13 protein-coding genes are annotated in these 15362 nt (G+C 47.5%); 9 read left to right on the plus strand and 4 right to left on the minus strand.

Going from position 1 to position 15362, the window contains the following annotated elements:
- Nucleotides 1-2: 2 nt before the first annotated feature.
- Nucleotides 3-2090 (minus strand): ATP-dependent DNA helicase RecG, encoded by a 2088-nt coding sequence (gene recG / locus DN92_RS09200; protein WP_173960951.1) that lies wholly within the window; start codon nt 2088-2090, stop codon nt 3-5.
- Between the two features lie 30 nt (nt 2091-2120).
- Between recG and queA the strand changes: the two genes are divergently transcribed.
- From queA to secF, 5 genes are all read left to right on the plus strand, one after another.
- A complete protein-coding gene (queA, locus tag DN92_RS09205) occupies nt 2121-3167 on the plus strand; it encodes a tRNA preQ1(34) S-adenosylmethionine ribosyltransferase-isomerase QueA (protein ID WP_173960952.1) in 1047 nt (348 codons plus the stop codon).
- Nucleotides 3164-4321 carry a tRNA guanosine(34) transglycosylase Tgt gene (gene tgt, locus DN92_RS09210; RefSeq protein WP_173960953.1) on the plus strand — a complete coding sequence of 386 codons (1158 nt, stop codon included), beginning with the start codon at nt 3164-3166 and terminating at the stop codon, nt 4319-4321. The genes queA and tgt overlap by 4 nt, the downstream gene beginning before the upstream one ends.
- Before the next feature lie 135 nt (nt 4322-4456).
- The gene (yajC, locus tag DN92_RS09215) at nt 4457-4783 is read left to right on the plus strand and encodes a preprotein translocase subunit YajC (protein WP_173960954.1); all 327 of its coding nucleotides are present in this window, start codon (nt 4457-4459) and stop codon (nt 4781-4783) included.
- 25 nt (nt 4784-4808) lie between these two features.
- Nucleotides 4809-6668: a protein translocase subunit SecD gene (gene secD / locus DN92_RS09220; RefSeq protein ID WP_173960955.1), complete on the plus strand. Its 1860-nt coding sequence runs from the start codon at nt 4809-4811 to the stop codon at nt 6666-6668.
- A 3-nt stretch (nt 6669-6671) separates the two neighbouring features.
- Nucleotides 6672-7646 (plus strand): protein translocase subunit SecF, encoded by a 975-nt coding sequence (gene secF / locus DN92_RS09225; RefSeq protein ID WP_173960956.1) that lies wholly within the window; start codon nt 6672-6674, stop codon nt 7644-7646.
- Between the two features lie 21 nt (nt 7647-7667).
- On the opposite strand, the gene DN92_RS09230 is transcribed toward secF, so the two are convergent.
- Together DN92_RS09230 and purB are read right to left on the minus strand one after the other, a co-directional pair.
- Complete coding sequence (locus DN92_RS09230; RefSeq protein WP_173960957.1) at nt 7668-9017, minus strand: 3-deoxy-D-manno-octulosonic acid transferase; 1350 nt, start codon at nt 9015-9017, stop codon at nt 7668-7670.
- Nucleotides 9014-10393 carry an adenylosuccinate lyase gene (gene purB / locus DN92_RS09235; protein WP_173960958.1) on the minus strand — a complete coding sequence of 460 codons (1380 nt, stop codon included), beginning with the start codon at nt 10391-10393 and terminating at the stop codon, nt 9014-9016. Before purB ends, DN92_RS09230 begins: the two co-directional genes overlap by 4 nt.
- Before the next feature lie 95 nt (nt 10394-10488).
- On the opposite strand from purB, the gene DN92_RS09240 reads away from it, so the two are divergent.
- Nucleotides 10489-11103, plus strand: coding sequence for a glutathione S-transferase N-terminal domain-containing protein (locus DN92_RS09240; protein WP_173960959.1), 615 nt, complete (start codon nt 10489-10491; stop codon nt 11101-11103).
- Nucleotides 11104-11129: 26 nt separating this feature from the next.
- Here the strand turns inward: DN92_RS09240 and mnmA are convergent, their stop codons facing one another.
- Nucleotides 11130-12245, minus strand: coding sequence for a tRNA 2-thiouridine(34) synthase MnmA (gene mnmA / locus DN92_RS09245; RefSeq protein WP_173960960.1), 1116 nt, complete (start codon nt 12243-12245; stop codon nt 11130-11132).
- A 173-nt stretch (nt 12246-12418) separates the two neighbouring features.
- Here mnmA and DN92_RS09250 point away from each other — a divergent pair, with 173 nt between their 5' ends.
- From DN92_RS09250 to DN92_RS09260, 3 genes are read left to right on the plus strand one after another with little or no spacing between them, the layout of a single operon-like run.
- Entirely contained in the window at nt 12419-13549 is a 1131-nt protein-coding gene (locus DN92_RS09250) for a Re/Si-specific NAD(P)(+) transhydrogenase subunit alpha (RefSeq protein WP_173960961.1), read from the plus strand.
- Nucleotides 13550-13574: 25 nt separating this feature from the next.
- Complete coding sequence (locus tag DN92_RS09255) at nt 13575-13913, plus strand: proton-translocating transhydrogenase family protein (RefSeq protein WP_173960962.1); 339 nt, start codon at nt 13575-13577, stop codon at nt 13911-13913.
- Between the two features lie 33 nt (nt 13914-13946).
- Nucleotides 13947-15314, plus strand: coding sequence for an NAD(P)(+) transhydrogenase (Re/Si-specific) subunit beta (locus DN92_RS09260; protein WP_173960963.1), 1368 nt, complete (start codon nt 13947-13949; stop codon nt 15312-15314).
- The last annotated feature ends 48 nt before the right edge of the window (nt 15315-15362 follow it).

Below are 15362 nucleotides of genomic sequence, written 5' to 3' on the forward strand. Positions count from 1 at the left end.
GATCAAGCCTTTAGAAACTCGGTACGAGATCCTAGCCAACGCTCTAAGTGTCTTTCTACCAAGTCGCTATGCTCGGCCAGTAATCGCTCTGCTGCCACTTGGGCTAATTCGATTAACCAAGCATCACGCTGCAGATCCACAAAACGCAACATCGCATCACCGGATTGCTTTGCACCTAGCAATTCTCCTGGGCCACGAAGTGATAAGTCGCGCTCTGCAATCACAAATCCATCTGAGGTCTCTCGCAAAGTTTGTAGTCGCTCTTTTGCTGCTAAAGATAATGGCTCCGCATACATTAATATACATACTGAATCGGCAGAGCCACGCCCTACGCGCCCTCGCAGCTGATGAATTTGTGCATAACCAAAGCGCTCGGCATGCTCGATCACCATGAGCGCTGCATTAGGTACATCAACGCCCACCTCAATTACAGTAGTTGCAACTAAGAGCTGAATCTCATTTGCCTTAAATGCAGCCATCACGGCTGCTTTTTCTTCACTCTTCAAGCGGCCATGTACTAAGCCTACTTTGAAATTAGGTAGGGCTTGAGTGAGCTGCTCAAAACTCTCAACGGCAGTCTGTAATTGCAATACTTCAGACTCTTCAATCAAGGGGCAAACCCAATAAGCTTGCAGACCCTTAGCCAACCAATCATGTAAACCGCTAATGACCTCATCCCTGCGGGCAGCTTTGACTACCTTGGTAGTGATGGGCTTACGACCAGGAGGCAATTCATCAATGACAGAAACATCGAGATCAGCGTAGTAAGTCATCGCTAGCGTACGCGGGATAGGAGTAGCTGACATCATGATTTGGTGGCAATAAAATAATTCCGAACCGACGCGTTGCTGAATTTCTAAACGCTGTCTCACACCAAAACGATGTTGCTCATCAATCACCGCTAGGCCCAACTTGGCAAAACTCACCTTATCCTGAATCAGTGCATGCGTACCAATGATGAGTTGTGCATCGCCGCTTTCAATCATTTCTTGTGCCAGTCTTTTTTCCTTAGCCTTCAAACTGCCAGAGAGCCAGGCAATTTTGACGCCTAAAGGTTCGAACCACTCTTTCATCTTGATATAGTGCTGCTCTGCCAGAATTTCTGTGGGGGCCATGATCGCCGCTTGATAACCATGATCCATGGCACGCGCAGCAGCTAAAGCCGCAATGACCGTTTTGCCGCTCCCCACATCACCCTGTAGCAAGCGATTCATCGGAAAGGCATTGGATAGGTCGAGGCCAATCTCCAACCAAACCCGCGCTTGGGCGCCAGTTAGCTTGAAGGGCAAGGCTTTGAGTAAACCCTCTTCAATGCTTGAACTTACTTTGCCAGCCTTGGTTTTTTGTTGATCCTTCTCAAAACTAGGTGCACGTCTTTCTCTGCGGATAGCATGTGCCCGCTTCAACGAGATTTGCTGGGCTAGCAGTTCTTCAAACTGCACGCGGCGCCATGCAGCATGCGTTCGCTCTAGCAGCGCCTGGGTGTTGGCATCAGCAGGTGGCTGATGTAAATATGTAATTGCATCTTGAAGTGGAGGCCAATCATTGCTGGGCAAAATTTCCGCCATGAGTTTGGTCGGTAAAAATTCTGCCAAGCTTTCTTTCAGGCTGGAATCATGTAAAGCCTTTAGGACTGCCTTCCGAATAATGGTCTGGGATAAACCGGCGCTGGCGGGGTATACCGGGGTCAAGCTAGCAGACAATGGCGCATCAGGGGTGATGGCTCTAACAGTGGGATGAACCATTTCCGCACCGAGATATCCATCCCTAACCTCGCCTCGTACGCGCACATGACTGCCGACTGCCATCTGCTTTTGCTGGCTAGGGTAAAAATTAAGGAAACGGAGCTGAAGTGAGGCAGTATCATCCTCAATCGTGACTAAAAGCTGTCTTCTAGGGCGAAACGTGACTTGATTACGAGTCACCGTACCTTGAGTCTGGATAGCATGGAATCGTCCAAGGCCCATAGCCTCGTCTATAGTGAACAGCTCAGTCTCATCCTCATAGCGAGATGGTAGATGCAATGCCAGTGCCATAGGGCTGTTTAGACCCATCTTTTCGAGTGCAGTTGGCGGTCGTTTAGTCTTCATCGTTAAAATCCAATACCTGATGGTAATGCTATGCAACTTTCCGACTTCAATTACGACCTCCCACCCCAACTAATTGCCCAGCACCCCCTGGCCAATAGAACGGATAGCCGCCTCTTAGAGGTTAAGGCCGAAGGGGGCAATGTTGCCCAGTTGATTGATCGACAATTTCCAGACATCCTTAACCTTATTAAACCTGGGGATTTACTCGTCTTCAATGACACTAAAGTCATTCCAGCCCGTTTACACGGCAAAAAAGAGACTGGTGGCAATGTCGAGCTCCTCATCGAACGCATCAGCGCTGAAAACCAGGCCTGGGTTCAGATTAGAGCCTCCAAAGTTCCAAAGACGGGCAGTATTGTTCATATTTACAATCAAGCGGGTGAAACCTTCCCCGTTGAAATGATTGGCCATGACGGCCGATTTTATGAAGTGCGCTTTCCGGAAAATGTCTTCTCCCTGCTGGAGCGGTTTGGTGAATTGCCCCTACCCCCCTATATTGAGCACCAACCAACGCAAGAAGATGCCAATCGCTATCAAACCGTGGTTGCCAAGAATCCTGGTGCTGTTGCGGCGCCTACGGCAGGCCTGCACTTTGATCAAGCCATTCTGAGTCAGCTTCGTGAACTTGGCGTTAAGCAGGCCAGCATCACCCTCCATGTTGGTGCGGGCACCTTCACTCCAGTTCGTGAAGAAGATCTCAGTAAACACCAGATGCATTACGAGTGGTTCTCCGTGCCCACAGAAACTATCGCAGCAATTGAAGATACTCAAAAAATTGGGGGTAGAGTCATTGCGGTTGGTACCACCAGCATGAGGGCGCTAGAGAGTCGAGCGCAAACCCAAAAAGACAGTGGCGAAACGAACTTATTTATTACGCCTGGGTACGTGTTCAAAACCGTCGACTGCTTGTTGACAAACTTTCATCTGCCAAAATCCACCTTATTAATGTTGGTGAGCGCATTTGCTGGAGTGGATAACATCCGCAATGCCTATCAACATGCCATTCAAAATGAATATCGCTTTTTCAGCTATGGCGATGCGATGTTCTTGAGTCGCCTTAACAATACACACTCATGATAAAACCTGTTCGCTTTAGTATTCTCGCTCGCGACTCTGCAAGCCCAGCCCGCCTTGGTCAAATGGATCTTCCTCATGGGAGCGTACAAACACCGATCTTTATGCCAGTGGGGACCTATGGCACCGTGAAAGCCATGACCCCAAGGGACCTGAAAGAAGCTAAAGCGCAAATCATTTTGGGTAATACCTTTCATTTATGGCTACGTCCTGGTTTAGATGTCATCAAGAAACATGGTGGCTTACATCGCTTTATGGGTTGGGATAAACCGATCCTGACTGACTCTGGCGGCTTTCAGGTTTTTAGCTTGGGTGCCCTGAGAAAAATTTCTGAAGAGGGTGTGACCTTTGCCTCACCAATCAATGGAGATAAATTATTTATGTCTCCTGAAGTGTCCATGGAAATTCAGGCAGTACTCAACAGTGATATCGCCATGCAGTTTGATGAGTGCACCCCATATGAGGTCAAGGGACAGGCAACCTCAGAAAAGACCGCGCGCGCCTCACTAGAAATGTCCCTACGTTGGGGTGATCGCTCCTTAAAACGTTTTCGGGAGCTTGAGACGGGCAACGGTCTCTTTGGCATCGTTCAAGGCGGGATGTTCGAACACCTCAGAGAATTTTCACTAGATGCAGTCAGTCAGCAAGGTTTTGATGGCATTGCTATTGGTGGCCTTTCTGTTGGAGAGCCAAAGCCAGAGTTTGAGCGTATCTTGAATTTCACTGCCCCTAAGCTGCCTGAGCATATGCCCCATTATTTGATGGGAGTTGGTACGCCCGAAGACCTCATGCTGGGCGTCAGCCTCGGTATCGACATGTTTGACTGCGTGATGCCGACACGGAATGCCCGAAATGGCTGGCTTTTTACCCGCTTTGGTGACCTCAAACTGCGTAATGCCGGCTACAAGGAGGATGACCGCCCTGTTGATCCCACCTGCGCCTGTTATACCTGCCAAAATTTCACTAGATCCTACTTAAATCACCTCCAAAAGGCGAATGAGATCCTTGGATCGCAGCTCAATACCATCCATAACCTCTCCTACTATCTTCAGCTCATGGAAGAGGTGAGAGGGTCCTTGGCCGAAGGCCGTTTTAGTGCTTATCGCGAGGAATTTCATCGAAATCGTCAGCGTGGCGTAGAGCCTGGGCAGGATTAATAGCCCAAGGGTAGCAAATAAGTCCTCCAAGCCCCATACAGTTTAGAATTGCGGGTTTACGGCTTTGCTTTAAAAGCCTAAAACTGAAGCAGTTTCCTAAAGCAGTTTTCAACTGGTAATTAATGGAGGTTTTATATGTGGATTAGTAACGCTTTTGCCCAGGCTCCAGCCGCGGGTGCAGATTCCGGTGGCTTGATGAGCTTCCTTCCCCTGTTGTTGATGTTTGCAGTGCTGTACTTCATCATGATTCGCCCACAAATGAAGCGTCAAAAAGAAACTAAAGCCATGCTAGAGTCCTTGGCAGTTGGCGATGAGGTAGTTACCAGTGGCGGAATCATCGGCAAAGTAACGGCTTTGAAAGATCAGGTAGTGACTGTTGAAATTTCAGCCGGTACTGAAGTGAAGATGCAAAAAGGCGCCATCACAACAGTGTTGCCAAAAGGCTCCTTGAAGTCTGATTAATACGCTTGCTTAAAAGTATCTCAATATGAATCGCTACCCTCTCTGGAAATACATAGTCATCCTGATTGCTTTACTAATCGGGGGACTATATTCATTACCTAATTTCTACGGAGAGGCTCCAGCAGTTCAAGTCTCGTCCGCCAAACCAACCATTAAGGTTGATTTGGCGACGCAGTCTCGAGTCGAAAAGATTCTGACTGATGACAATATTAGCAATACCGGTATTTTCTTTGAATCTACCGGCAATGTAGGTTCAATCAAGATTCGTTTTAACAATACTGATATTCAACTTCGTGCTCGCGATCTATTGCAGCAAAAGTTAAACATAGATCAAAACGATCCTAATTTCACGGTAGCATTAAATCTGCTCTCCAACACACCGAGCTGGTTAAATGCACTCAATGCATTACCAATGCCACTCGGCCTCGACTTACGCGGTGGCGTGTACTTCTTACTGCAAGTAGATATGAAGGGTGCCGTGCAAAAGAAAGTAACTTCTTTAGCAACGGATATCCGCAGTCAGTTGCGCGACAAATCGATACGCCAACAAGGTATCGAGCGCGGTCAAGATAGCATCACCCTCACTTTTGGCAGCATAGAAGATGCTGAAAAAGCCCGTTCTGTATTGATGACTAGTCAGCCTGATCTGATCTGGCAACTCAAACCTACCGGCTTATCTCCAAAGCTAGTAGGTGAATTCAAACCTACCGCCTTAAAAGAAATTCAAGACAACGCAGTAAAACAAAATATCGTCACCCTCAATAAGCGTGTGAATGAATTGGCCGTTAAAGAGCCAGTCATTCAACAACAAGGTGCTGAGCGGATTGTGGTTCAGTTGCCGGGTGTACAAGACACTGCTCGTGCCAAAGATATTATTGGTCGCACTGCAACTCTGGAATCCAGACTAGCCGACCCAATCGTTTCGACGATTGCCATTGGTGAGACTCCGCCTCCAGGCATGGATGTGTTTCGTTTTGGTGAAAATCGTCAAGGCGTCTTCAAAAAATCGGTTATCTTTAGCGGCGATCGTATTACCGATGCAAGTGCTGGCTTTGATCAGAACCAACGACCTGCAGTGAATATTTCTTTAGATGCTGCTGGCGGTCGCGTGATGCAAGAAGTTACCCGCGAAAACATTGGTAAACCCATGGGCATGATCCTATTTGAAAAAGGTAAGGGCGAAGTCCTCACCATTGCTACTATTCAAGGTGAATTCGGATCCAAGTTTCAAATTACCGGCCAACCAACAACAGCAAGTGCAAATGACTTAGCTCTCCTATTGCGCGCAGGTTCTTTGGCAGCCCCAATGGAAATCATCGAAGAGCGTACGATTGGACCAAGCCTTGGAGCAGAAAATATTGAGAAAGGCTTTACATCTCTGATTATTGGTTTTGCAGCCATTTCTGTTTTCATGATCGCTTACTACTTACTGTTCGGCACTTTCTCGGTGGTAGCACTTGCAGTGAACTTATTGCTCTTGATTTCAGTACTATCGATGTTGCAAGCGACGTTAACTTTGCCAGGTATTGCTGCGATGGCCTTGGCGCTGGGTATGGCGATTGACTCTAACGTCTTGATTAATGAACGTATTCGAGAAGAGCTACGTAATGGTGCGGCTCCGCAAACTGCTATCGCTGTTGGCTTTGATAAAGCTTGGGCAACGATCTTAGATTCGAACGTCACAACTTTAATTGCCGGTTTAGCCTTACTTGCTTTTGGTTCTGGGCCTATTAAAGGCTTTGCGGTAGTTCATTGCTTAGGTATTTTGACTTCAATGTTCTCAGCAGTCTTCTTCTCACGTGGCCTTGTCAATCTTTGGTACGGCAGGGGTAAGAAAGTTCAAAAACTCGCTATTGGCCAAGTTTGGCGCCCACAGGGGAAATAAGTCATGGAATTTTTCCGCATCAAAAAAGATATTCCCTTCATGCGCCATGCTTTGGCACTGAATGCAATCTCCTTAATTACCTTTATAGCTGCCGTTTTCTTTCTCTGGCAAAACGGTCTGCATCTCTCCATTGAGTTCACTGGCGGCACGGTGATGGAGGTAACTTATCCACAAACAGCCCCTTTAGATTCAATTAGATCGAAGGTAGAAAAGCTGGGATATGCCGACACCCAGATTCAGAATTTCGGTAGCTCACGCGATGTGATGATTCGTTTGCCACTTCAGCGAGACGCTGGCGGAAAAATGATTTCTTCAGCGGACCAAAGTGCTGCCGTAATGCAAGCGCTTGAACCAGCCACTTCTGGCGTGAAATTACAGCGTGTCGAGTTTGTTGGCCCACAGGTTGGTCGTGAGCTCGCAATTGATGGATTGCTGGCGCTGATATTTGTAATCATTGGCATTGTGGTTTACCTCTCTTTCCGCTTTGAGTGGAAATTTGCACTCGCCGGCATTATTGCGAACCTGCATGACATCGTAATTATTCTAGGCTTCTTTGCCTTCTTCCAGTGGGAGTTTTCCCTATCGGTATTGGCTGCAGTTCTGGCAGTACTAGGCTACTCAGTTAACGAATCCGTCGTGATCTTTGACCGTATACGCGAGAATTTCCGCAAATATCGCAAGATGAATACCCAAGAGATTATTGACAATGCCATTACCAGCACGATTAGTCGTACCGTGATCACTCATGGTAGTACTGAGATGATGGTCTTGGCTATGCTGATTTTTGGCGGCCCCACCCTCTTCTACTTCGCACTCGCACTGACCATTGGTATTTTGTTTGGTATCTACTCTTCAGTATTCGTTGCAGCAGCTATAGCGATGTGGCTTGGTGTCACCCGCGAAGATTTAATCAAAGGCGATAAAAAGCCGGATGATGTTGCCCGTAATGATGATCCCAATTTCGGGGCCCAGATTTAAGTCTTAATTTAGTCTGAAGTTCTAACGCTCAAGGGCGGCTAACGTTTTTTTAGTCGCACCTTGATGCTGAACCGAGTAAGCCTTTGCGGCACTCGACATTTGTGCCAACTCGGCAGCATTTAATAGCAACTCTTTCAAGGCCTCTGCTAGCGCAATAGGCTCATCCTGAGTGCGTTTAGCTGCGCCTATCTTGATCGCATCTAAAGCCGCCTGTTGAAAGTTATATGTGTGCTCACCCAATAAAACAGGACAGCCAGCAGCGCAAGCCTCAATTAGGTTCTGGCCACCAAAGGGAAGTAGGCTTCCTCCCATAACGACTAAATCAGCGGCGCTGTAATACAGGGGCATCTCACCCATGGAGTCCCCAAGAATGACATCTAAATCAGCGGTAACTTGAGGTACTCCACTCCACTCGGTGCGTCGTTGAAATTGCAAGCCTGCTTCATCAATTTGATTAGCTACCTCAGAAAAACGCTCCGGGTGGCGTGGCACGATACAAAGTAAGGGAACATTTTCAAATACATTAGCGAGTAAGAGGCACTTCCATGCCTTGAGGATGATTGCCTCTTCACCATCACGCGTACTGGCAGCGCAGACCATCAGGCGATGCTGATCATGCAGCTCTTGTTGCCAATAGCAGCCTTGCGCAACTAAATTTGGATCCAGTGGCACATCAAATTTGAGGTTACCAACAATCTCTATTTTCTTAACGCCCAAACTACGGTAGCGCTGGGCATCAAATTCTGTTTGCGCCAAAATACCCGCAAAGGCCTGAAATAAAGATCTACCCGCTCTACCAAACCGCTTGACCCGACGAGCACTACGCTCAGATAGACGGGCATTCACTAAAAATAAAGGCAGGCCAATTTCAGCGCAATAAAACACTACCGTGGGCCAAGCTTCAGTTTCCATAAACAAACCTAACTTCGGCTTGAAAGTGCGAATGAAATGCGCAACAGACCAACACAGGTCATAGGGGAGATAGACTTGACGCAATTGGCCAGAAGCAATAGCACTTGCAAATAAAGTAGCGCCAGTGCGACGGCCATTGAGCGTCATGTGAGTTAGCAAAATAGTTTCGCCGCGCGCAAGATAGGCATCAATCAGAGGTTGTGCGGCCCTGGTCTCACCAACCGACACTGCATGAATCCACACTGATCCTTGAGTAAGCGACTTTGTATTAGCAAAGCCAAGGCGCTCAGCAAAGTGATGTAAGTACTCAGGCGAATGTCGTGTACGCCAAGCTAGGCGAACGAAAGCAAACGGCAGGAGGAGATGCCATAGCAATTGATAAACAGCAAACCAGATCTTGGGGCGGGCACCGTATTGCGAATCTTGCGGTGCGCTTCCAAGGCTTGGGGTCGAACTCACTTTTTTAGACGTTCGGTCAACTCGACCGCCTTACCTAAATAAGAGGATGGCGTCATCTCGAGCAACAATGTTTTTGCATCATCCGGAATCTTCAAACCACGGATGAAGGTTTGTAAGTCGGCCTGATTAATCCCTTTGCCACGGGTCAACTCTTTGAGTTGCTCATAGGGATTCTCAATACCGTAGCGGCGCATCACGGTTTGCACTGGTTCTGCCAATACTTCCCAGCAGTTATCCAAATCAGCAGCAATCGCAGCGTGGTTTACCTCTAACTTACCAAGACCACGTAAGGCGCTGTCATAGGCCAATACGCTATGACCAAACGCTGGACCTAGATTGCGCAAGACTGTAGAGTCAGTGAGGTCACGCTGCCAGCGAGAGATTGGTAACTTCTCAGCCAAATGACGAAGCAAAGCATTGGCTACACCTAAGTTGCCTTCAGAATTTTCGAAATCAATTGGGTTCACTTTATGCGGCATCGTGGATGAGCCAATCTCACCCGCTTTAGTACGCTGCTTAAAGTATCCAATCGAGATATAGGCCCAAAAATCACGGTCCATATCCAATAGGATCGTGTTGGCACGGGCAATTGCATCAAATAATTCAGCCATACCGTCATGTGGCTCGATCTGGATCGTGTAAGGATTAAATGTGAGACCTAAACGTTTCTCAACAACGTTTTTAGAAAAATTTTCCCAATCAAAATCGGGATAGGCAGATAAGTGTGCATTGTAATTACCAACCGCACCATTCATTTTTCCTAAAAGAGGTACGGCTGCGATAGTTGCAATTGCACGCTCTAAACGTTTAGCGATATTCGCCAACTCTTTACCCAATGTGCTTGGAGAGGCGGGCTGACCATGGGTGCGTGACAACAAAGGCACCTTGGCATTTTCAAGTGCCAAATCCGTCAGTACAGAAAGGACTTTTCTAAGCTGTGGCAACAACACTTCATCACGCGCCCCACGCAACATCAAACCATGCGAGGTATTGTTGATGTCTTCAGAGGTACAAGCAAAGTGAATAAACTCGCTGGCTTTAAGGAGGTCTGGACGACCAGCTACTTTTTCTTTTAAGAAATACTCCACTGCTTTCACATCGTGGTTTGTAACGGCCTCAATATCCTTAATGCGTTGCGCATCGGCATCTGAGAAGCTGTCTGGCAAAGATAATAAAAAGGCCTCATCCGCTGCGCTAATTTTTGGTACATCTGGCAGACCTGCTGCAGCCAAAGCCAATAGCCAATGAATCTCAACGAAGACCCGTTGACGCATAAATGCAGCCTCGGATAACCAGGGCCTTAAAGCATCCAGTTTTCCGGCATAGCGACCATCTAAGGGAGAAAGAGCGTTGAGGGTAGAAATCGGCTGACTCACAAATATTGCCTTCACATTGAATATGTCAATAAAAGCTAATTTTAATCGTTCTTGGATTTGAGTCATTTAAGGCTGGCATAGCTATACTTGAGGATATGAAACTGATCGGATCCCTCACTAGCCCCTACGTACGTAAAGTGCGCATTGTTTTCTTTGAAAAAAAGGTAGATGTTGACCTGGAGCTTGAGAATGTTTGGGCCCCAGACACAAAAATTGCCCATAACAACCCTCTAGGCAAGATTCCCTGCCTTTTACTAGAGGATGGCGAGACGATCTATGACTCCCGTGTAATCGCAGAATATGCAGACACCTTAAGCCCGGTTGGAAAACTCATCCCCTCAGGCAGTCGTGAGCGCGCTACAGTCAAAACTTGGGAAGCTCTCGCTGACGGGGTGATGGATGCTGGAATTTTGGCTCGTCTTGAGCAGACTTTGCGCCCGCCAGAGCAACAAAGTCCAGTCTGGCTTGAGCGCCAAATGGGCAAAATAGATGCTGCTTTAGCCCAAATGTCTGAGAAATTAGGCGAAAACGCCTGGTGTCATAGCAATCAAATGGCTTTGGCCGATATTGCAGTGGGTTGCGCATTGGGTTATCTGCTATTCCGCTTTCCTAACATTGCTTGGCAAGCCCAATATCCCAACCTGGACACTCTCTACCAAAAGCTAATGCAAAGACCTTCCTTTGCTGAAACTGCTCCGCCAACAGCCTAAATCAGGAATTTGCTGCCCAGAAATCCTTAGGCGGAAATAATTCCACCGCCTAAGCAAATATCACCATCATATAAAACGGCAGATTGGCCTGGTGTTACTGCCCACTGGGCTTCCGTAAAGGCCAATTGAAAGCTCGAAGGACCATCATTTCCAGCAGTCAGTGAACAGGCAGAGTCCGCCTGACGATAGCGAGTTTTAGCAGAGTACTGGCCCGGTGCTGGAGCCGCTCCGTTAACCCAACTAGCATCAATTGCTGAGAGCTGATTAGCCAATAACCAAGGGTGCTCGTGGCCTTGAGCGACATACAAAGTGTTGCTGGCTACATCCTTGCGAGCTACATACCAAGCGTCACCATTGCCATCCTGACTGCCACCCAAGCCTATACCTTTGCGCTGTCCCAAGGTAAAGAAGGCAAGCCCCATATGCTCTCCCACCGTTTTACCTTCAGGCGTATTAATCGGGCCTGGGGTACGCGGCAAGTAGCGATTTAAGAACTCGCGGAAGGGGCGTTCGCCAATAAAGCAAATCCCAGTAGAGTCTTTTTTACGGGCATTGTGTAAGCCAATTTGCTCAGCAATCTGACGAACCTCGGTTTTTGGGATCTCTCCCAAAGGGAAAAGTACGTTGGCTAATTGACTCTGAGTTAAGCGGTGCAAAAAATAACTTTGATCTTTGCTCGCATCTAGTGCTTTTAGTAATTGCACGCGCCCGTCTTGATGTCGAACTCGCGCATAGTGGCCAGTGGCAATCGCATCAGCACCCAAGCTCATGGCGTGATCTAAGAAGGCTTTGAATTTAATCTCTGCGTTACACAAAACATCTGGGTTAGGGGTTCTCCCTGCGGCGTATTCCCGCAAGAATTCTGCAAAAACGCGTTCCCGGTACTCAGCTGCAAAATTAACGGCTTCGACATCAATACCAATTAAGTCAGCCACAGACACGACATCTAGCCAATCTTGGCGAGAAGAGCAGTACTCATCACTATCATCATCTTCCCAATTTTTCATGAATAAACCGATTACCTCATAGCCTTGCTGCTTGAGCATCCAAGCCGCTACAGACGAATCTACGCCTCCAGACATCCCAACGACGACTTTGGATGGTTTTGAGGCGGGGATTGTTGAAGAATTGAGGTGGATCATCAAAAAATGCGAAAATTAGAGATTAGCTGAAGCCCCATTGTAGAAGTCTTACTCCCAATTTACGAGATTTGGAGTAAAACCCAATAAATGGCACTAAGGATAAATAGATAGGCGGACCTTTGCCTAACTCACTAAAATAGATTTTTCGAAAAATTTGTATTTGGAGACATGCCATGCGCATAGGAGTACCGCTGGAAACTAGGCCCGGGGAAACTCGAGTTGCCGCCACACCGGAAACCGTTAAGAAGCTCATTGGTCAAGGCCACACGGTTGTCATTCAAAAAGATGCAGGCATGATGGCCAGCCAGCCAGATTCCGCCTATGAAGCTGTTGGCGCAACCATTGGTAATGCAGCAGATGCATTTGGTGCCGAGATTGTCCTCAAAGTTCGCGCTCCAGAAGCTGCTGAGCTCAAACAGATTCAATCTGGCAGCGTGCTGCTTGGCATGCTTGATCCATTTGATAACGACAATATTGCAGCCATGGCCGCTCAAGGTGTGACTGCATTCTCATTAGAGGCTGCCCCGCGTACGACTCGCGCTCAAAGCATGGATGTACTGTCATCACAAGCCAACATTGCAGGATATAAAGCCGTCATGGTTGCTGCCAATGAGTATCAGCGCTTTATGCCAATGCTCATGACTGCAGCCGGAACAGTTAAAGCGGCGCGTGTACTCATCTTGGGTACTGGTGTTGCGGGTCTCCAGGCAATCGCGACCGCGAAACGTTTAGGCGCTGTTATTGAAGCGTCTGATGTGCGCCCTGCCGCCAAAGAGCAAATCGAATCCCTGGGTGCAAAGTTTGTTGACGTTCCCTATGAAACTGATGAAGAACGTGAAATTGCCAAAGGTGTTGGTGGCTATGCCCGCCCAATGCCTGAAGCCTGGATGAAACGTCAAGCTGCGCTCGTAGCTGAACGTGCTCAACAGGCTGATATCGTGATCACCACCGCTTTGATTCCTGGTCGTAAGCCACCAGTTTTATTGCATAGCGACACGGTTGCCAACATGAAGCCTGGTTCAATCGTTATTGACTTGGCAGCTGGACGTGGCGATAACGGATCGGGTAATTGTCCTTTGACCGAAGCTGACAAGATCGTTGTGAAGAATGGCGTGAAAATTATTGGTTACACCAACCTTGCGAGCATGGTTGCTGCAGATGCCTCAGCTTTGTATTCACGCAACTTACTTGATTTCATGAAGCTCATTGTTGACTCAGAAGCGAAATTAGTTATCCCCACAGATGATGACATCGTTACCGCCTGCCTCATGTGTCGTGATGGTCAAGCTGTCCGCAAAAACTAATACAAAATTATTTGAAGGAAACATCATGGATCTCGCTGCTTTTCAAAACATAGTCACCGTCCAAAACATCACCGTGTTTGTATTAGCCATTTTTGTTGGCTATCAAGTAGTTTGGAACGTTACTCCTGCATTACATACTCCACTCATGGCCGTTACTAATGCTATCTCTGGAATCATTATTGTGGGCGCATTGCTACAAACCGAAGTGATTGGTGGTGATGAAATTACCCTCACCAGCATCATTGGTGCAGTGGCAGTGTTTTTAGCCTCAATCAATATTTTTGGTGGCTTTATGGTCACCCGTCGCATGCTTGAAATGTTCAAGAAAAAAGCTCCCAAGGCTGATGCGGCTGGCACTAAATAAAACTATAACAAGATCCATATAGAGACCTCAATAATGTCAAACATAACCGCGATTTCCTATCTCATTTCTTCGGTGCTATTTATTCTTGCCTTGCGGGGATTATCTTCACCAACCACTTCACGTCAAGGCAATACCTTCGGTATGGTCGGTATGCTGTTGGCCGTAATTACTACCTTCTTTATTCCTGACTTTAAGCCTGTCTTCTCATTGATTATTGGTGCGATTGTTGCGGGTGCAATCATCGGAATACTTGCTGCTAAACGTGTACAAATGACCAAGATGCCAGAGCTCGTAGCGCTGATGCACTCTTTTGTTGGTTTATCGGCTGTATTGATTGCGATTGCTGCAGTGTTCAACCCAGCCCAAGACCATACTGGCGCTCAGAAGATTGAACTCTTTATCGGTGCATTTATTGGTGCCATTACCTTTACTGCTTCCATCATCGCTTTTGGAAAATTGTCTGGCAAGGTTAGCGGTAAATCAGTGACTTTTGCTGGCCAGCACTTGCTCAACCTCATTCTCGCAATTGGCATGGTTTCTGGTGGTGCCATGTACTTCATGACAGGCAGCCACGAAGCCTTCTTGGTCATGTGTGCGATCGCCTTGGTGCTGGGTGTGACATTGATCATCCCTATCGGTGGTGCAGATATGCCAGTAGTGGTATCTATGCTCAACAGCTACTCTGGTTGGGCAGCAGCAGGTATTGGTTTCACATTGAACAATCCAGTATTAATTATTGCTGGTGCTTGCGTAGGCTCCTCCGGCGCGATTCTGTCTTACATCATGTGTAAGGCGATGAACCGCTCCATCTTGGCGGTCTTACTTGGCGGCTTCGGTGCTGAAGCTTCTGCAGGCGGCGGCGATGATGGCGGCCCTAAAAACTACAAAACTGGCTCTCCTGAAGATGCAGCCTTCCTCATGGAAAATGCTGATACTGTGGTGATCGTTCCTGGCTATGGCTTAGCAGTTGCGCGTGCTCAGCATGCCTTAAAAGAATTAACAGAGAAGCTGACTCATCATGGTGTGACTGTGAAATATGCTATCCACCCAGTAGCGGGTCGTATGCCAGGCCATATGAACGTACTCTTGGCTGAAGCTGAAGTGCCCTACGATCAAGTATTTGAAATGGAAGATATCAACAGCGACTTTGGTCAGGCCGACGTGGTGTTAGTGCTTGGTGCAAACGACGTAGTGAACCCTGCCGCTCGTACACCAGGCAGCCCAATCTTCGGCATGCCAATTTTGGAAGCGTTCAAAGCGAAGACTATTATTGTGAACAAACGTTCGATGGCAGCTGGTTATGCTGGCCTTGATAACGAGCTTTTCTACATGGATAAAACCATGATGGTTTTCGGTGATGCGAAGAAGGTTGTAGAAGATATGGTGAAGTCCGTAAGTTAATCCCATATGCCGTATAAATAAGCCGCCTTCGGGCGGTTTTTTTATTTC

Origin of the sequence: Polynucleobacter arcticus, assembly GCF_013307205.1 — a bacterium.
Lineage (GTDB): Bacteria > Pseudomonadota > Gammaproteobacteria > Burkholderiales > Burkholderiaceae > Polynucleobacter > Polynucleobacter arcticus.